Here is a 17,708-nt window from a genome sequence, read left to right on the forward strand (position 1 = left end):
CGCCCCGGCGCGCCCGGACGGCGCGGGCGGGACGGCTCGCCGGGCCCCGCCCCCGCGCGGCGGCCGCGCCTGCCGCGGGTCGAGGCTCTCGGGCTCGTGCTCGGCGGGCCCGACGGGGGCCGGGTGGCGGGACGAACCTGGGTCCGGCACGAGGTGGCCGGGGCGGGTGCGTTCCGCGTCTCCTCGGACGGCTTCTGGCAGGTCCACGCGGCCGCGGCCCCCACGCTGGTCCGGCTCGTGCGGGAGGCCGCGGCGCTGCGCCCGCACGACACGGTCCTCGACCTGTACGCGGGCGCCGGGCTGCTCAGCCTCGCCCTCGCCGGGGACCTCGGCCCGGACGGCAGCGTGGTCGCGGTCGAGTCCGACCCGTCGGGGGTGGCGGACCTCCGCCGCAACGCCCACGACGAGCCCCGCCTGCGGGTCGTCGCCGCACGCGTGGAGCACGCGCTCGACGACGTGCCGACCCACGTCGACGTCGTCGTGCTCGACCCGCCGCGGGCCGGGGCCGGCGCGGCGGTCCTGGACCGCCTCGCCGCGCTCGGCCCGCGCCGCGTCGTCGTGGTGTCGTGCGACCCGGCCGCGCTGGGCCGCGACACCGCGCTGCTCGCCGAGCGGGGGTACCGGCTCGGGGGGCTGCGGGCCCTCGACGCCTTCCCCATGACCCACCACGTCGAGTGCGTCGCCACCTACGACCTGATATCTTGACGTCAAGAGACCTCGTCTGTGCCGATCCGCCCGGCTGGGGCAGGATGGTCCGGCGAGCGAGCGACGACGCCTGGAGGGACCGCCGATGAGCGCAGGCCAGCACCCCGACAGCCACCCGGACTCCTTCGGGGCCCGCGACACCCTCGACGTCGAGGGCACGGGCTACGACTACTTCCGCCTCGACGCGGTCGAGGGCGCCGCCGCCCTGCCGTTCAGCCTCAAGGTGCTGCTGGAGAACCTCCTGCGCACCGAGGACGGCGCGAACGTCACCGCCGAGCAGATCCGCGCGCTCGGGGCGTGGGACGCGGACGCCGAGCCCGGCACCGAGATCCAGTTCACGCCCGCGCGCGTGGTCATGCAGGACTTCACGGGCGTGCCGTGCATCGTCGACCTCGCGACGATGCGCGAGGCCGTCGTCGACCTCGGCGGCGACCCGTCGCGCATCAACCCGCTCGCGCCGGCCGAGCTCGTCATCGACCACTCCGTGATCGTCGACAGCTTCGGCACGCCCGAGTCGCTCTCGCTCAACATCGGCCTGGAGTACGAGCGCAACCGCGAGCGCTACCAGTTCCTGCGCTGGGGCCAGACCGCCTTCGAGGGCTTCAAGGTCGTGCCGCCCGGCACGGGCATCGTCCACCAGGTCAACCTCGAGCACCTCGCGCGCGGCGTCATGACCCGCGAGGTCGGCGGGCGGACCGTCGCCTACCCCGACACCCTCGTCGGCACCGACTCCCACACGACGATGATCAACGGTATCGGCGTCCTCGGCTGGGGCGTCGGCGGCATCGAGGCCGAGGCCGCGATGCTCGGCCAGCCGGTGTCGATGCTCATCCCGCGCGTCGTCGGCTTCCGGCTGACCGGCGCCATCCCGACCGGCGTCACCGCCACCGACGTCGTCCTCACGATCACCGAGATGCTCCGGCAGCACGGTGTCGTCGGGAAGTTCGTCGAGTTCTACGGCGACGGCGTCGCGGCCGTGCCGCTGGCGAACCGGGCGACCATCGGCAACATGAGCCCGGAGTTCGGCTCGACCGTCGCGATCTTCCCCGTCGACGAGGTCACGACGGAGTACCTCCGCCTCACCGGCCGCAGCGAGCAGCAGGTGGCGCTCGTCGAGGCGTACGCCCGCGCGCAGGGCCTGTGGCACGACCCGTCCGCGGAGGGCTACACCGAGCCCCGCTACAGCGAGTACCTCGAGCTCGACCTCTCGCAGGTCGTGCCGAGCATCGCCGGGCCCAAGCGGCCGCAGGACCGGATCGCGCTCAGCGAGGCGAAGCAGTCGTTCCTCGCGACGCTGCCGGACTACGTCGAGGACGACGGCACCGAGGACGCCGGGCAGGGGACCATGGCCGACGAGGCCTCCGCCGAGAGCTTCCCGGCCTCCGACGCCCCCGCCGTCAGCGCGGACGCGGCCACCGACGCCCCCGCCGAGGGCGGGCAGCACCCGCCGGTGACCGGGCCCGTGTCCGGCCGCGCCTCCAGGCGGGTGCCCGTCACGCTGGCGGACGGCACCGAGACCGAGCTCGACCACGGCGCCGTCGTCATCGCGGCCATCACCTCGTGCACGAACACGTCCAACCCGTCGGTCATGGTCGGCGCGGCGCTGCTGGCGAGGAAGGCCGTCGAGCGCGGCCTCGACCGCAAGCCCTGGGTCAAGACGTCGCTCGCGCCCGGGTCCAAGGTCGTCATGGACTACTACGAGAAGGCCGGCCTCACGCCGTACCTCGACAAGCTCGGCTTCAACCTCGTCGGCTACGGCTGCACGACGTGCATCGGCAACTCCGGCCCGCTGCCCACCGAGGTGAGCGAGGCCGTCCAGGCCAACGACCTCGCCGTCGTGAGCGTGCTCTCGGGCAACCGGAACTTCGAGGGCCGCATCAACCCCGACGTCAAGATGAACTACCTCGCCTCGCCGCCGCTCGTCGTCGCGTACGCGCTGGTCGGCACGATGGACTTCGACTTCGCGAACGAGCCGGTCGGGCACGACGAGTCCGGCGCGCCGGTCATGCTCGAGGACATCTGGCCCTCCCCGCAGGAGGTGCAGGAGGTCATCGACTCCACCATCGACACGGGCATGTTCGCCAGCGGTTACTCCGACGTCTTCGCGGGCGACAGCCGCTGGCAGGAGCTGCCCACCCCGGAGGGCGACACCTTCGCGTGGGACGCCGACAGCACGTACGTGCGCAAGCCGCCGTACTTCGAGGGCATGCAGGCCGAGCCCGCCCCGGTGCAGGACGTGCACGGCGCCCGCGTCCTCGCCCTGCTGGGCGACTCGGTGACCACCGACCACATCAGCCCCGCCGGCGCCATCAAGCCCGGCACCCCGGCCGCGACGTACCTCGACGAGCACGGCGTCGAGCGCAAGGACTACAACTCCTACGGCTCGCGCCGCGGCAACCACGAGGTCATGATCCGCGGCACGTTCGCCAACATCCGGCTGCGCAACCTCCTGCTGGACGGCGTGAGCGGCGGCTACACGCGCGACTTCACCGCCGGCGGCGAGCAGTCGTTCATCTACGACGCCGCCCAGCACTACGCCGAGGCCGGCACGCCGCTCGTCGTGCTCGCGGGCAAGGAGTACGGGTCCGGCTCGAGCCGCGACTGGGCGGCCAAGGGCACGGCGCTGCTCGGCGTCAAGGTCGTCATCGCCGAGAGCTTCGAGCGGATCCACCGCTCCAACCTCATCGGGATGGGCGTGCTGCCGCTGCAGTTCCCGGCGGGGGAGTCGGCCGCCTCGCTCGGCCTGGACGGCACCGAGACCTTCGACGTCACCGGTATCGAGGAGCTGTCGTCCGGCAGCACGCCCCGTACGGTCCGCGTCACGGCGACGAAGGACTCGGGCGAGACCGTGGAGCTCGACGCGGTCGTCCGCATCGACACCCCCGGTGAGGCGGACTACTACCGGAACGGCGGCATCCTGCCCTACGTCCTGCGCAGCCTCGTCGCCTCCTGACGCGCGACCCCCGGCTCCCCGTCCGCGGGGAGCCGGGAAGCGGGGGAGCGAGGCGCTCCGGGCTCGGAGGCTCAGGCCGCGGCGGCCGTGGCGCGCAGCGCGGCCACGAGCGCGCCCACCGCGACCGTCCGCGCACCGAGCGGGGAGACGACGACCGCCGTGGCGTCGTTGATCGCCGGGAGGACCGCCTGGCGGAAGCCGGTCCGGACGGGTTCGAGGTAGGGCTCGCCGAGCTCGGGCAGGGCCCCGGCGAGCGCCACGACGCCCGGGTTCAGCGCCATGCCCAGCCCGGCGAGCGCCCGCCCGAGGACGTTCCCGGCGTCCTCGAGCACCGCGAGCGCGACGGGGTCGCGGTCCGCGACCAGCTCGAGGGCCTCGGGCATCGTCACCCGGCGCCCGAGCGCCGCACCGAGCGACGCGAGCACCGCCCCGGAGGAGCCCGCGGTCTCCAGGCAGCCGCGGCGACCGCAGCGGCACATGGTCGGCAGGCGCGTGTCGACGGGCAGGTGCCCGATCTCGCCGGCCATGCTGGTGACCCCGCGGACCACGCGGCCGCCGACGGCGACCCCGGCGCCGATGCCGGAGCCCACCTTGACGAAGACGAGGCCCGAGTCCGAGCCCAGCACGCTGTCGACGCCGACCACGCCCATGTTCGCGTCGTTGTCGACGAAGACGGGCACGCCGAGGGCGGCGCCGAGGGTCTCCCGCACGGGCAGGTCGGTCCAGCCGCGCAGGATCGTCCCGCCCGTGATGCGCTCGCCGCTCGGCTCGACGGGTCCCGGCACGCCGAGGCCTGCCACGGCGAGCTCCGCCGGCGCCACCCCCGCCGCCTCGCTGCAGCGGCGCACCAGGTCGTCCACGACCGGCAGCGTGTCGTCCGGCAGGTGGTCGTCCTCGAGCTCGGCGACCGCCTCGGCGAGGACGTCGCCGTCGGCGCCGCCCACGACGACGCGGCAGTGGCGGCGGCCGAGGTCGATGCCGACCCCGGCCGAGGCGGTGCGCCGCAGCGAGACGAGCCGACCGCGCCGGCCGTTCGCCGTGCCGTCGCGCACGACGACCGCGCCCTCGCCGACGAGGGTCCTCACGAGGCCCGACACCGACGCCGACGACAGCCCCGTCTCGCGCGCGAGGGTCGCCTGGTTGACCTCGCCGTGGTCCGCGAGCGCGCCGAGGACGCGGTCGCGGTTGGCCCGGCGCAGGCCCGCCAGCGAGCCCGGACCCGGGGCTCTCGTGCTCACGGCGTGAACATACGGCAGGAGAGTGACCAGGCAACACACGTCGTAGTGTTCATGTACTGAACGCACGGCCGGGGATCTGGGCAGAACGGGCGATCCTGCGGTGCGAGACCGAACTGTTACCCGGAATCGCTGGTGGGCGCTCCGGGCGCGGCCTACCCTCAAGCGTTCTCGAGGCCCGGTCGTCCCGGCCACGGGCGGACGTGGTCGTCCTCCCGGACCCGCGACGTCGTCGGAGCCGTCCGTCACCAGGGAGGCACACACCCATGAGCATCACCCGTACTGCGGTCGCGGCGACGGGCGTCGCGCTCGCGCTGGCCCTCACCGCCTGCGGCGGCGGAGACGCCACCGACGCGGCGACGGACGCCGCCGGCGACGCGGCGGACGCCGCGACCGACGCCGCGACCGAGGCGGTCGACGCCGCCACCGACGCGGCCTCCGACGCGGCCGGCTCCGCCGAGGGCGGCAGCGTCGGCGTCATCCTGCCGGACTCCGCCAGCTCGGTCCGGTGGGAGACCGCCGACCGTCCGTACCTCGAGGAGGCCTTCGAGGCCGCCGGCATCGACGCGGACATCCAGAACGCCGAGGGCGACGCCCAGCAGTTCCAGACGATCGCCGACGGCATGATCAACGCCGGCGTCGACGCGCTGCTCATCGTCAACCTCGACTCGAGCTCCGGCGCGACGGTCATCGCCAACGCGCAGGCCGCGGGCATCCCGGTCATCGACTACGACCGGCTCACGGTCGACGGCGGCGCCGACTACTACGTGTCCTTCGACAACGTCGCGGTCGGCACGACCATCGGCGAGGGCCTCGTCACCTGCCTGCAGGAGGACGGCGTCACCGAGGGCGACGTCGTGCTCCTCAACGGCTCGCCCGACGACAACAACGCCACCCTGTTCAAGGAGGGCTACGAGGCGGCCATCACCGAGGCCGGCTACGGCATCGCCGACGACCAGGCCGTCCCCGGCTGGGACAACACCCAGGCGGCGACGATCTTCGAGCAGATCTTCACCAACACCGGCGGCGAGTTCGTCGGCGTCGCGGCTGCGAACGACGGCCTCGGCGGCGCGGTCATCTCCGTGCTGGAGCGCAACGGCCTCGCCGGCCAGATCCCCGTCACCGGCCAGGACGCGACCGACGAGGGCCTGCAGCGCGTGCTGCTCGGCACCCAGTGCATGACGGTCTACAAGGCCGTCCGCGCCGAGGCCGAGGCGGCCGCCGAGCTCGCCATCGCCCTCATCAACGGCGACCAGGCCGCGGCGGACTCCCTCGCCACCGGCGACGTCAGCGGCACCCCGTCGGTGCTGCTGGAGCCGCAGGCCATCTTCCGCGACAACGTGCAGGACGTCGTGGCCGACGGCTTCACGACCGCCGAGAACCTCTGCACCACCGAGGAGCTCCAGGCGGCCTGCGAGGAGGTCGGCGTCGGCTGACGCCTCCCGGCGTGACGGGGGCCGTGGCGTGACGCCGCGGTCCCCGTCCGCCTGTCAGGGCGAGGTGGCCCGGTGCCGGGCCACCTCGCGCGCACCACACCCACGGACCGGTCGGAAGGACTGAGGATGGCGGCAGGGACCGCGGCGACGGGCACACCGGTGCTCGAGCTGCGCAAGGTGGACAAGCACTTCGGGGCGGTGCACGTGCTCAAGGGGGTGGACTTCGAGGCCCACTCCGGGGAGGTGACGGCGCTCGTCGGCGACAACGGAGCCGGCAAGTCGACGCTGGTCAAGTCCGTCGCCGGCATCCACGCCTTCGACGGCGGGGAGTACCTCTTCGAGGGCCGCCCGGTGAAGGTCGAGAACCCCAAGCAGGCCAACGGCCTCGGCATCGAGGTCGTGTACCAGGACCTCGCGCTGTGCGACAACCTCGACGTCGTCGCCAACATGTACCTCGGACGGGAGAGCCGCTCCGGCATCACCCTCGACGAGGCCGCGATGGAGAAGTCGGCCCGGGAGACGCTCGACGGGCTGTCGGTCCGCACCCTCAAGTCGGTCCGCGCGAAGGTGTCGGCGCTGTCCGGCGGCCAGCGCCAGACCGTCGCGATCGCCCGCGCCGTGCTGTGGAACAGCAAGGTCGTCATCCTCGACGAGCCGACCGCCGCCCTGGGCGTCGCCCAGACCGAGCAGGTCCTCAACCTCGTCCGCCGCCTCGCCGACCGCGGCCTCGCGGTCATCCTCATCAGCCACAACATGAACGACGTCGTCAAGGTCGCCGACCGCGTCGTCGCCCTCTACCTCGGGCAGACCGCGGCCCAGGTGCGCGCCAAGGACGTCAGCACGGCGCAGATCGTCGAGCTCATCACCAGCGGGCGCAGCGGCGACATCGGGCTGCTCGACGACGACTCGAACGGGGGTGCGGCGTGAACGCGCTCAAGGAGGCCCTGTCCGGCTACGGCGCCCGGGTCCGCTCCGGCGACATCGGCATGCTCAGCTCGGTGCTCGGCATCGTCGTGCTGTTCCTGCTCTTCACCATCGCCCGGCCCGGCGTGTTCAACACCGCCTTCAACTTCGGCAACCTGCTCGCGCAGTCCGCCGCCGTCATCTTCATCGCCATGGGGCTCGTGTTCGTGCTCCTGCTCGGCGAGATCGACCTGTCGGCCGGCTTCACCGCCGGCACGGGCGCCGCGGTCCTCGCCGTCCTCGTGACGAACCAGGGCTGGCCGCCCTACGTCGCCATGCTGGTCGCCGTGCTCGTGGGCACGCTCATCGGCCTCACCCTCGGCTCCATCGTCGCCTTCCTCGGGATCCCGTCCTTCGTCGTCACGCTCGCGGCGTTCCTCGCGCTGCAGGGCGTCATCCTGCTCGTCATCGGCAGCGGCGGCACCATCCCCGTCCGCAACAGCGACGAGGTGCGGGCGCTCATGAACGCCAACATGTCCGTGGTCGGCGGGTGGGTGTACCTCGCGCTCGTCGTCGGCTTCTTCGTCGTCATGGGCCTGCTGCGCCGTCGCGCCCGCTCCCGCGCGGGCCTCGACCCGGGCCCGGCCGTCACCTTCTGGGCCGGCGCCGTCGGGCTGCTCGTCGTCCTCGGCCTCGTCGTGCTCGTGCTGAGCGGTGAGCGCTCGCCCAACCCGGCGGCCACGTCCATCCGCGGCGTGCCGTACATCCTGCCGATCACGACGGTCGCGCTCATCGGCCTCAGCCTGCTGCTCACCCGCACGAGCTTCGGCCGCCACGTGTACGCCGTCGGAGGCAACAAGGAGGCCGCGCGCCGGGCGGGCATCAGCGTGCCGGGCATCACGATCCTGTGCTTCATGATCAACTCGAGCCTCGCGGCGTTCGGCGGCATCCTGCTCGCCTCCCGGCTCGGCGGCGTCGACCCCGGCACCGGCGGCGCCCAGACGCTGCTGTTCGCGGTCGCGGCGGCCGTCATCGGCGGCACGTCGCTGTTCGGCGGGCGCGGGTTCGTCGCGAGCGCCGTCCTCGGTGGTCTCGTCATCGGCATCATCCAGAACGGCCTGCCGCTCGTCACGAGCGAGTCCGGCATCCAGTTCGTCGTCACCGGCCTCGTCCTGCTGCTCGCGGCGAGCGTCGACGCGATCTCGCGACGGCGCAGCACGAGCGGCTGAGCACCGCCGCGACGCACGAGGCACCGCCACGGGCGGGCGGGCGCGGGCCCGCCCGCCCGTGGCATGCTTGAGGGCAGCAGAAGCAGCAACAGCGTGCTCCGGGGTCGGTGCAATTCCGAACCGGCGGTGACAGTCCGCGACCCGACCGCAGCCAGCGGCCGGTTGACCTGGTGGAACTCCAGGACCGACGGTGAGAGTCCGGATGGGAGGTGCACGCGGCCCTGCCGGGTCGCCGTCCGCTCGGACGGTCCGGGACAGGTCACCGGCTACGCCGGCGACCCCGCCCCGTGCCCGGCCGGAGCCCTGGTGCACGCCGCACCGCCACCCCGGAGCCGCCCGAGACGGACGGAGCGGGGCAGGTGACAGGGCAGGCAGGGCAGGCGGCGCGACAGGCGCACGTGAGCGCGGCGGAGGCCGCCGCCATGCGCCGCGCCCTCGCGCTCGCGGCCGGGGGGCCGCCGCACGGACCGAACCCCCGGGTCGGCTGCGTGCTGCTCGGGCCGCACGGCGACGTGCTCGCGGAGGGCCGGCACGAGGGCGCCGGCACGCCGCACGCCGAGGTCGCGGCCCTCGCCGCCGCCAGGGCGGCCGGGCGCCCGACCGCCGGGGCCACCGCGGTCGTCACGCTGGAGCCCTGCCGCCACACCGGGCGCACGGGACCGTGCACGCGCGCGCTCGTCGAGGCGGGCGTCGCGCGCGTCGTCGCCGCGGTCGAGGACCCCGGCCCGCGGGCGGGCGGCGGCGCCGAGGAGCTGCGGGCCGCGGGCGTCGACGTCGTCGTCGGCCACGCGCGCGAGGAGGCGGAGGCGCTCACCCGCTACTGGCGTCACGCCGTGGCCACCGGGCGGCCGTTCGTCACCCTGAAGTGGGCGAGCACGCTCGACGGCCGGGTCGCGGCCCCCGACGGGACGAGCCGCTGGCTGACCGGCGCCCCCGCCCGGGCCGACGTGCACCGGCGTCGCGCTGGCGCCGACGCCGTCGTCGTCGGGACCGGCACCGCCCTCGTCGACGACCCGTGGCTCACGACCCGCGACCCCGGCACCGACCGGCCCCTGCCCCGCCAGCCGCTGCGCACCGTGGTCGGGCGGCGCCCGCTGCCGCCGGGTGCGCGGCTGCTCGACGACGCCGCCGAGACGCTGCTCCTGCCCACCCACGACGTCGAGGCGGTCCTCACCGCCCTCGCGGAGCGCGAGGTGCGCCACGCCTGGGTGGAGGGCGGCCCCACGCTCGCCGCGGCCTTCCTGCGGGCCGGCGCCGTCGACGAGGTCGTCGCCTACCTCGCCCCCGCCCTGCTCGGGGGCGGTCCCGCCGTCGTCGCCGACCTCGGCGCCGTCTCCGTCCGGGACACCGTCCGCCTCGACCTCGTCTCGGTCGAGACGGTCGGCGGTGACGTCGCCCTCGTCGCCCGACCGCGCCGAGGACCCGCACGCACGAGCAGCACGACCAGCACGACCAGCACGACCAGCACGACCGGCACCACCGCAGCAGCGCCGGCGTCCGCGCCGGCAGGGAGGACCAGCTGATGTTCACCGGCATCGTCGAGGAGCTCGGGGAGGTCGTGCGGCTCGAGGTGGCCGCGGACTCCGCGCGGCTCACCGTGCACGGCCCGCTCGTCACCACCGACGCCGCGCACGGCGACTCGATCGCCGTCAACGGCGTCTGCCTCACCGTCGTCGACGTCGGCGACGGGTCCTTCACCGCCGACGTCATGGCCGAGACCCTCGCGCGCAGCGCCCTGTCGGGACTCGGTCCGGGCGCGCCGGTCAACCTCGAGCGGGCGCTGCGCGCGGACGCCCGGCTCGGCGGCCACGTCGTGCAGGGCCACGTGGACGGGGTCGGCGAGGTCCTCGCCCGCACGCCGGGGGAGCGCTGGGAGGTCGTGCGGGTCTCGCTGCCGGCGGCCCTGCGGCCCTACGTCGTGGAGAAGGGCTCGATCGCGGTCGACGGCACGTCGCTCACCGTCTCCGCGGCCCTGGACGACGCCTTCGAGGTGTCCCTCATCCCGACGACGCTCGAGGCGACCACGCTCGGGCGCCGCGCGGTGGGGGAGCGGGTCAACCTCGAGGTCGACGTGCTCGCGAAGTACGTCGAGCGGCAGGTGGCCGCCCGGCTCGACGCCCTGGGCGTGCCGGCGCCGTCGGCGGGAGGTGCCGCGTGAGCGCGGGCCTGGCCACGGTCGAGGCGGCGCTGGCGGAGCTGCGGGCCGGCCGCCCCGTCGTCGTGGTCGACGACGCCGACCGGGAGAACGAGGGCGACGTCGTCATGGCGGCGGCGACCGCCACCCCGCGCTGGGTCGGCTGGACCGTGCGGCACTCGTCGGGCTACATCTGCGCGCCGATGCCGGCGGAGACCGCCGACCGCCTCGAGCTGCCGCTCATGGTGGGCGACTCCGAGGACCCGCTGCGCACCGCGTACACCGTGAGCGTCGACGCGCGCGAGGGCGTGACGACCGGCATCTCCGCCGGTGACCGCGCGCGGACGCTCCGCCTGCTCGCGGACCCGACGACGGTGCCGCACGACCTCGTGCGCCCCGGTCACGTGCTGCCGCTGCGGGCCCGCCCGGGCGGCGTGCTCGAGCGCAACGGCCACACCGAGGCCGCGGTCGACCTGTGCCGGGCGGCCGGGCTGCCGCCGGTCGGCATGATCTGCGAGCTGGTCGACGACGACGGCGAGCTGCTGCGCCTGCCGCAGCTGCTCGCGCTCGCCCGCACCGAGGGCCTGCTCGTCGTGAGCATCGCCGACCTCGTCGCGTGGCGGCGGGCGCGGGAGGCGGCCGGCCTGCCGCCGGTCGTCGACGCCTCACCGGCCGGCGACGCGGTGGTCCCCGCGCAGGCCCGCGTCCGCCACGTCGCCTCCGCCGACCTGCCCGCACGGACGGGCACGTTCCGGGTCCACGCCTACCACGACGTGCTGACGGGGGCGGAGCACCTCGCGATCGCAGCCGCCGGGCCGTCCGGACCCGCCGGGCCGGGCGACACCCCGGGGCGGCGCGCCGTGCTCGTGCGCGTGCACTCGGAGTGCCTGAGCGGCGACGCGCTCGGGTCCCTGCGCTGCGACTGCGGTCCCCAGCTCGAGGCGGCGCTGGCCCGGGTCGCCCTCGAGGGCGGGGTCGTCGTCTACGTGCGCGGCCACGAGGGCCGCGGCATCGGGCTGGCGGCGAAGGTCGCGGCCTACGCGCTGCAGGACGCCGGCCTCGACACCGTCGACGCGAACACCGTGCAGGGCCTGCCCGCCGACGCCCGCGAGTACGGCGCGGCGACGGCGGTCCTCGCCGACCTCGGCGTCGACCGGGTGCGCCTGCTGACGAACAACAACGACAAGGTCGCCGCCCTGGAGGCCGGTGGGGTCGAGGTCGTCGAGCGGGTGCCGCTCGTCGTCGGCACCGGTCCGGACAACGTCGGCTACCTCGCGGTCAAGCGCGACCGGATGGGGCACGTGCTCCCCGGCACGCTGGACGGCACGACGGGCACCACCAGCAGGACCAGCACCACCCCCGCCGGACGGACCGGTCGGGACGACGCGGACGGGAGGACGGCGTGAGCGGTCAGGGAGCACCCTCGGTGCTGGTGGAGCCGGGCGCGGGGGCGGGGCTGCGCGTCGCGGTCGTCGCGTCCAGCTGGCACGAGGAGGTCATGGGCGGGCTCCTGGCGGGCGCCCGCCGGGCCCTGGCGCACGCGGGCGTCACCGACGTCGTCGAGGTGCACATCGCGGGCTCCTTCGAGCTGCCGGTCGCGGCGGCCACCCTCGCACCGGAGGTCGACGCGGTCGTCGCGCTCGGCGTCGTCGTGCGCGGCGGCACGCCCCACTTCGACTACGTGTGCCAGGCGGCGACGTCCGGGCTCACCGACGTCGCCGTCCGCACCGCGACACCCGTCGGGTTCGGGCTGCTCACGTGCGACACCGTCGAGCAGGCGCTGGACCGGGCGGGCCTGCCGGGCTCGCGCGAGGACAAGGGCGCGGAGGCCGCCGAGGCCGCCGTCAGCACCGTCCTGGGCCTGCGCGTCGCCCGGGCGGTGCCCCGGGGGAGCGTCGGCTTCGGCGCGGGCTGACACGCGCCACCCGCCACCGTCAGAGCACGACCGGCGCGAGGAGGGTCGACGCGGCCGCGAGCACGTACACGACCGCGAGCCCCGCGAGGAACGGGTCGAGGCGACGGGACCGCCCGCGGTCGGCGTCGGCCTCCGCCAGCATGCCCGCCACGGCGGCGAGCCCGCGGTCGGCCGCCTCTCGTCCCACCGGCGCCGGTCGCCCCGTCCCGGCCGCGTCGCCTCGTGCGAGCGTCGCGTCCACCCGACGACGCTCCGCGGCGGCGGCCACGGCCGTCGCCCGCAGCCCCGGGGGCGCCGCCCCGCCGACCACCTCGGGCACACCCTCGTCGTCGAGGCCGAGGGCGACGAGCACGTCGTCGTCGGCCACCCGCACCCCGACGACCGCCCACCACTGGGTGCTGCGCCACAGGTAGCCGTCGCGCACGTGCACCCCGGCGGCGTCGAGGACGACCCGGGTCCGTGCCCGGGCCAGACCGCCCGTGCCGAAGGCCAGGCCGGCGGCGAAGACGCCGACCGCCTCGAACCAGCCGACCTCGTCGCCGGGCTCGCCCGGCCACACCCAGTCGGTGACGAGCACCCACGGCACGAGCAGCAGCAGCGCGCTCGCCGCCCAGAGCCACCGCCACGGGGACTGCCGCAGCACCACGGTCCCGACCCGACCGTGCGGCCCCAGCAGGGGCACACCGACAGGCGCGGGCTCGACCGGACGGCCAGGCAGGTCCGCCCCGTCCGGGTCCAGGTCGAGGTCCACGCCGACCGGCCCGTCGGGTCCGGCGAGGCCGGCGTGGCCGGCCTGTCCCGCGTCGAGGCCGTCGGCGAGCACCGGCGACAGCGCCGACAGGGGCGCGAAGGGGGCGACGACCGCGTCGGGCAGGACGACGACGACCACCCCACCGGGGCGCGGGTCGCCGAGCACCAGCACGTCACCGTGCGGCCCCCCGAGGTCGTCGAGGTCGTCGAGGTCGTCGGCGTCGTGCGCGCGGGGCTCGCCCCGCCAGGCGGCGGCGAAGTCCTCCCGGTCGGCGCGCTCCTCGGCCGCGAGGTCCTGCTCCAGCGCCGACGCGGACTCCTCGTCGAGCTCCTGGTGCAGCAGACCGGTCGCCGCCAGCAACCCGTCGGTCGGCAGCACGCGGCTGAAGGGCGCGGCCAGCCCCAGCGACGGCAGGACCACGAGCACGTCGTCGGCACCGCCGGTCAGCGACCACACGGGACCGCCGTGGCGCAGCAGCCGGGCGCGACGGCGCAGGGGCCCGACCCGGTGCGCCGCGAGGGAGAGGGCGAGCGTCGCGACGACGCCCGACAACCACAGCCACCCGTCGTGCTCGACGGGCTGGCTCACGAGGCTCACGTGCACGGGGTCCCGGCTCGCGTCGACCCTCGCGGGCAGCCGGGCCCCCGGCTCGACGCCCTCGAGGTCCCACAGCGGCACCTCGACGGTCCCGGACCCGGGCACCCGCACCACGGCGAACCAGTCGACGTCGTCGACCGACACGACCGTCACGTCCACCACCTCGGCGCGCGCGTCCCGGGCGTCGGTGCGGGCGTCGGCGAGCACCCACCAGCCCGCGAGACCGACCGCGAGGAGCCCGGCGAGCACCGCCGCCACCTCCAGCGTGCCGAGGCCGGTGGACACCAGCCGCGTCCGGCCGTCCGCGGGCAGCCGCACGCGCGGCCCGCGCGGCGGCAGCGGGGCGCGGCGGGCGCGCACCTGCCACGCCCACGACACCCCCGCCACGGCGGCCTGCCCGAGGCACAGCAGCGCGGGGACCGAGGCCGGCTCCCCGTCCACGGCGAGGTAGATCCCGGCCCAGTAGCCGAGGGCCGCCAGCGCCGTGACGGGCGCCCCCACCCGCGGCAGGAGCCACAGCGCCACGGCGGCCCCCACCTGCAGCCCCTCGACGAACGACGAGCCCGGCGCGGCGAGGCAGGGGTCGTCGACCGTGCACGCGGGACCGTCGCCGGACAGCACGTACTCGAGCACGAGCAGCGCGGTGACGAGCGCGGGCACCGCGACCCGTCCCGCCCACCAGGGCAGCGCGCGCCGCCGGATCGCGGCCGCGTCGGCACCGGTCAGCGGCCGGGCGGCACGGGCCAGCCGGTCCCAGCCGTCGGCGGTGCCGCGGTCCGTGTGGTCCTGCACCGTCGACCGGCCCCTCCCGGACCGCCCGTCGACGCCCTTCGCGGCGGTCCGGCCCGGGTGCATGGTGCAGCACCGGGCGGGCGCCGTGCGCGCGTTCCGCCTCCGCGCACCCGCCCGGGTCACCGGTGAACACCGGGTGAACACCGCCGCGCGTGCGCATGGCGCCGCCCGGACGGTGGGACCTCGCAGCCGGGCCCGGCACAGGGACGGGCCAGGACGCGAGGAGGACAGCCATGACCGGCACGCACGAGGACGACCCGCGGGTCGAGCAGGTCGTCGAGAAGGTGGAGGCGAGGCCGTCGGTCGACGCACCCCGCGAGGAGGTCACCGCCCGGGCGCAGGAGGCGGTCGACGAGCTCGCCGAGGCACCCGTCCAGACGTTCACGCCCCTGCTCGCCGAGAACCGCGTCGTCGACGAGCTGCACGGCGGCGACCGCGACCGCGACTGAGCCGCGTCCCGGCCGTGCCGCCGGACGGCGGCGCCGGCCGCGGGAGGGCGCGCGTAGCCTGCTGCGGTGACCGGCCACGGCGTCCCCGCAGTCCCGCCCGTCGCGCCCACCCCCCGCGAGGTCGAGCGTGCGGTCAACCGGGCGGTCGCGGGCAAGAGCCTCGACGCCGCCGAGGCGACGGCGCTGCTCCACGCGCGCGGCGAGCAGCTGGCCGCGCTCGCGGAGCCCGCGGGCCGGGTGCGGGACGAGGCGATGGCCCGGGCCGGCCGGCCAGGGACCGTCACGTACTCGCCCAAGGTGTTCGTTCCGCTCACCCGGCTGTGCCGGGACCGCTGCCACTACTGCACGTTCGTCACGGTCCCGCACCGCGTGCCGTCGGCCTTCCTCGAGCTCGACGAGGTGCTCGGGATCGCGCGGGAAGGCGCCGCCGCGGGCTGCCTGGAGGCCCTCTTCACCCTGGGCGACCGTCCCGAGGAGCGCTGGCCGCAGGCGCGGCAGTGGCTCGACGAGCGCGGCTACGACTCCACCCTCGCCTACGTGCGCGCCTGCGCCGTCGCGGTGCTGGAGGAGACGGGCCTGCTCCCGCACCTCAACCCCGGCGTCATGAGCTGGCAGGAGGTCCAGCGGCTCAAGCCCGTCGCCCCCTCCATGGGGATGATGCTCGAGACGACCGCCACCCGGCTGTGGAGCGAGCCCGGCGGGCCGCACTTCGGCAGCCCGGACAAGGACCCGGCCGTCCGCCTGCGCGTGCTGGAGGACGCCGGCCGCCTCGCCGTGCCCTTCACCACCGGGGTGCTGCTCGGCATCGGCGAGACCCCCGCGGAGCGCGTCGACGCCCTGCTCGCGATCCGCCGCGTCGCGCGGGAGTACGGCGCCACGCAGGAGGTCATCGTCCAGAACTTCCGGGCGAAGGACGCGACCGCGATGCAGGCGGTCCCCGACCTCGACCGCGAGTCCTACCTCGCGACGCTCACCGTCGCCCGGCTGCTGCTCGGCCCGACGGTGTCGCTGCAGGCACCGCCCAACCTGTCCGACCCCGACGACCTCGCCGACCTGCTGCGCGCGGGCGTCGACGACTGGGGCGGGGTCTCGCCGGTCACCCCCGACCACGTCAACCCCGAGCGGCCGTGGCCGCAGCTCGACGACCTCGCCCGCTGGACGGGCGAGGCGGGGTTCGCGCTCCGCCCGCGCCTCACGGTCCACCCCGGCTACGTGCGCGCGGCGCTGCACGACGGCGCGCCGTGGCTCGACGTGCGCGTCCGGCCGCACGTCGAGGCGCTCGCCGACCCGGCCACCGGGCTCGCCCGCGACGGCGCCCGCGCCGTCGGGCTGCCGTGGCAGGAGCCCGACGGGGGGCTCGTGACGACCGGGCGCGCCGACCTCCACGCCGCCGTCGACACCGAGGGCCGCACCGGCGACCGGCGCGGGGACTTCGACGAGGTGTACGGCGACTGGCAGGCGGTGGGGGAGCGGGTCACCTCACCGGCGGTCTGGGGCACAGGCGACGCCGCCGCCGCCCTGCGACGGGCCGCCGACGACCCGGCCGGCCTCACCGACGAGCAGTACCTCGCCCTGCTGACGAGCGACGGGGCCGAGCTCGACGCCCTCGGCCGGCTCGCCGACGACGTCCGGCGCAGCGCCGTCGGCGACACCGTGACCTACGTCGTCAACCGGAACATCAACGTGACGAACGTCTGCTACGTCGGCTGCCGGTTCTGCGCGTTCGCGCAGCGGAAGAGCGACGCCGACGCCTACACGCTGTCGCTGGCGGAGGTGGGTCGCCGGGCCGCCGAGGCCCAGGCGCTCGGCGCCACCGAGGTGTGCATCCAGTCCGGGATCAGCCCCGACCTCGGCCCGGGCGCGTACGCCGGCATCGTCCGCGCGGTCCTCGACGCGGCCCCCGGCATGCACGTGCACGCCTTCAGCCCGATGGAGGTCGTGTCCGCGGCGTCCCGGGCCGGGGTGAGTGTGCGCGACTGGCTCAGCGAGCTCAAGGACGCGGGGCTCGGGTCGATCCCCGGCACGGCGGCGGAGATCCTCGACGACGACGTCCGCTGGGTGCTCACCAAGGGCAAGCTGCCGACGAGCGCCTGGCTCGAGGTCGTCGAGACCGCGCACTCCCTCGGCATCCCGAGCAGCTCGACGATGATGTACGGCCACGTCGACCACCCCCGGCACTGGGTCGCCCACCTGCGCACCCTCGCCGGCGTGCAGGACCGGACGGGCGGCTTCACCGAGTTCGTGCCGCTGCCGTTCGTCCACACCAGCTCCCCGATCTACCTCGCGGGCATCGCCCGCCCCGGGCCCACGCTGCGCGACAACCGGGCGGTGCACGCCGTGGCCAGGCTCCTGCTGCACGGGCGCATCGACCACGTGCAGACCTCGTGGGTGAAGCTCGGCGTCGACGGCACCCGCGCCATGCTCACCGGCGGCGCCGACGACCTCGGCGGCACCCTCATGGAGGAGACGATCAGCCGCATGGCGGGCTCCGCGCACGGCTCGGCGAAGACCGTCGAGGACCTGACGGCCATCGCCGCGGGTGTCGGGCGGCCGGTCGCCCAGCGCAGCACCACGTACGGCCGGCTCGGCGCGGCGGCGTGAGGCCGAGC

At 75.7% G+C, this 17,708-nt stretch carries 13 protein-coding genes and 1 riboswitch; of the genes, 11 read left to right on the forward strand and 2 right to left on the reverse strand.

Annotated elements, in window-relative coordinates; translation table 11 throughout:
* Both WAA21_RS16255 and WAA21_RS16260 read left to right on the forward strand, forming a co-directional pair.
* The coding region (locus tag WAA21_RS16255) for a class I SAM-dependent RNA methyltransferase (RefSeq protein WP_336923888.1) at positions 1-705 on the forward strand (705 nt) is incomplete at its 5' end.
* 85 nt (positions 706-790) lie between these two features.
* Entirely contained in the window at positions 791-3,658 is a 2,868-nt protein-coding gene (locus WAA21_RS16260) for an aconitate hydratase (protein ID WP_336923889.1), read from the forward strand.
* Positions 3,659-3,729: 71 nt separating this feature from the next.
* On the opposite strand, the gene WAA21_RS16265 is transcribed toward WAA21_RS16260, so the two are convergent.
* Positions 3,730-4,896, reverse strand: a complete 1,167-nt coding sequence (locus WAA21_RS16265; RefSeq protein WP_336923890.1) for an ROK family transcriptional regulator — start codon at positions 4,894-4,896, stop codon at positions 3,730-3,732.
* A gap of 263 nt (positions 4,897-5,159) precedes the next feature.
* On the opposite strand from WAA21_RS16265, the gene WAA21_RS16270 reads away from it, so the two are divergent.
* The 7 genes from WAA21_RS16270 (at position 5,160) to ribH (ending at position 12,510) form a co-directional block, all read left to right on the forward strand.
* Complete coding sequence (locus tag WAA21_RS16270) at positions 5,160-6,329, forward strand: sugar ABC transporter substrate-binding protein (RefSeq protein WP_336923891.1); 1,170 nt, start codon at positions 5,160-5,162, stop codon at positions 6,327-6,329.
* Between the two features lie 126 nt (positions 6,330-6,455).
* Positions 6,456-7,256 (forward strand): ATP-binding cassette domain-containing protein, encoded by an 801-nt coding sequence (locus WAA21_RS16275; protein WP_336923892.1) that lies wholly within the window; start codon positions 6,456-6,458, stop codon positions 7,254-7,256.
* A complete protein-coding gene (locus WAA21_RS16280) occupies positions 7,253-8,461 on the forward strand; it encodes a sugar ABC transporter permease (protein ID WP_336923893.1) in 1,209 nt (402 codons plus the stop codon). Before WAA21_RS16275 ends, WAA21_RS16280 begins: the two co-directional genes overlap by 4 nt.
* A 90-nt stretch (positions 8,462-8,551) precedes the next feature.
* Positions 8,552-8,679, forward strand: a riboswitch (FMN riboswitch).
* A gap of 180 nt (positions 8,680-8,859) precedes the next feature.
* On the forward strand, positions 8,860-9,984 hold the full coding sequence (ribD, locus tag WAA21_RS16285) for a bifunctional diaminohydroxyphosphoribosylaminopyrimidine deaminase/5-amino-6-(5-phosphoribosylamino)uracil reductase RibD (RefSeq protein ID WP_336923894.1): 1,125 nt from the start codon (positions 8,860-8,862) through the stop codon (positions 9,982-9,984).
* Positions 9,984-10,619 (forward strand): riboflavin synthase, encoded by a 636-nt coding sequence (locus tag WAA21_RS16290; protein ID WP_336923895.1) that lies wholly within the window; start codon positions 9,984-9,986, stop codon positions 10,617-10,619. The genes ribD and WAA21_RS16290 overlap by 1 nt, the downstream gene beginning before the upstream one ends.
* A complete protein-coding gene (ribB, locus tag WAA21_RS16295) occupies positions 10,616-12,001 on the forward strand; it encodes a 3,4-dihydroxy-2-butanone-4-phosphate synthase (RefSeq protein ID WP_336923896.1) in 1,386 nt (461 codons plus the stop codon). Before WAA21_RS16290 ends, ribB begins: the two co-directional genes overlap by 4 nt.
* Positions 11,998-12,510: a 6,7-dimethyl-8-ribityllumazine synthase gene (gene ribH / locus WAA21_RS16300; protein ID WP_336923897.1), complete on the forward strand. Its 513-nt coding sequence runs from the start codon at positions 11,998-12,000 to the stop codon at positions 12,508-12,510. The genes ribB and ribH overlap by 4 nt, the downstream gene beginning before the upstream one ends.
* Before the next feature lie 19 nt (positions 12,511-12,529).
* Here the strand turns inward: ribH and WAA21_RS16305 are convergent, their stop codons facing one another.
* A complete protein-coding gene (locus tag WAA21_RS16305; RefSeq protein WP_336923898.1) occupies positions 12,530-14,650 on the reverse strand; it encodes a hypothetical protein in 2,121 nt (706 codons plus the stop codon).
* Between the two features lie 233 nt (positions 14,651-14,883).
* Here WAA21_RS16305 and WAA21_RS16310 point away from each other — a divergent pair, with 233 nt between their 5' ends.
* Both WAA21_RS16310 and WAA21_RS16315 read left to right on the forward strand, forming a co-directional pair.
* A complete protein-coding gene (locus WAA21_RS16310) occupies positions 14,884-15,099 on the forward strand; it encodes a three-helix bundle dimerization domain-containing protein (RefSeq protein WP_336923899.1) in 216 nt (71 codons plus the stop codon).
* 66 nt (positions 15,100-15,165) lie between these two features.
* A complete protein-coding gene (locus WAA21_RS16315; protein ID WP_336923900.1) occupies positions 15,166-17,700 on the forward strand; it encodes a bifunctional FO biosynthesis protein CofGH in 2,535 nt (844 codons plus the stop codon).
* Positions 17,701-17,708: the final 8 nt, after the last annotated feature.

It is taken from the genome of Aquipuribacter sp. SD81 (genome assembly GCF_037153975.1).
Lineage (GTDB): Bacteria > Actinomycetota > Actinomycetes > Actinomycetales > JBBAYJ01 > Aquipuribacter.

Coding starts and splice junctions, on each gene's coding strand:
- WAA21_RS16290 (WP_336923895.1), top strand. CDS start 9,984: ATGTTCACCGGCATCGTCGAGGAGCTCGGGGAGGTCGTGCGGCTCGAG.
- WAA21_RS16275 (WP_336923892.1), top strand. CDS start 6,456: ATGGCGGCAGGGACCGCGGCGACGGGCACACCGGTGCTCGAGCTGCGC.
- WAA21_RS16310 (WP_336923899.1), top strand. CDS start 14,884: ATGACCGGCACGCACGAGGACGACCCGCGGGTCGAGCAGGTCGTCGAG.
- WAA21_RS16260 (WP_336923889.1), top strand. CDS start 791: ATGAGCGCAGGCCAGCACCCCGACAGCCACCCGGACTCCTTCGGGGCC.
- WAA21_RS16270 (WP_336923891.1), top strand. CDS start 5,160: ATGAGCATCACCCGTACTGCGGTCGCGGCGACGGGCGTCGCGCTCGCG.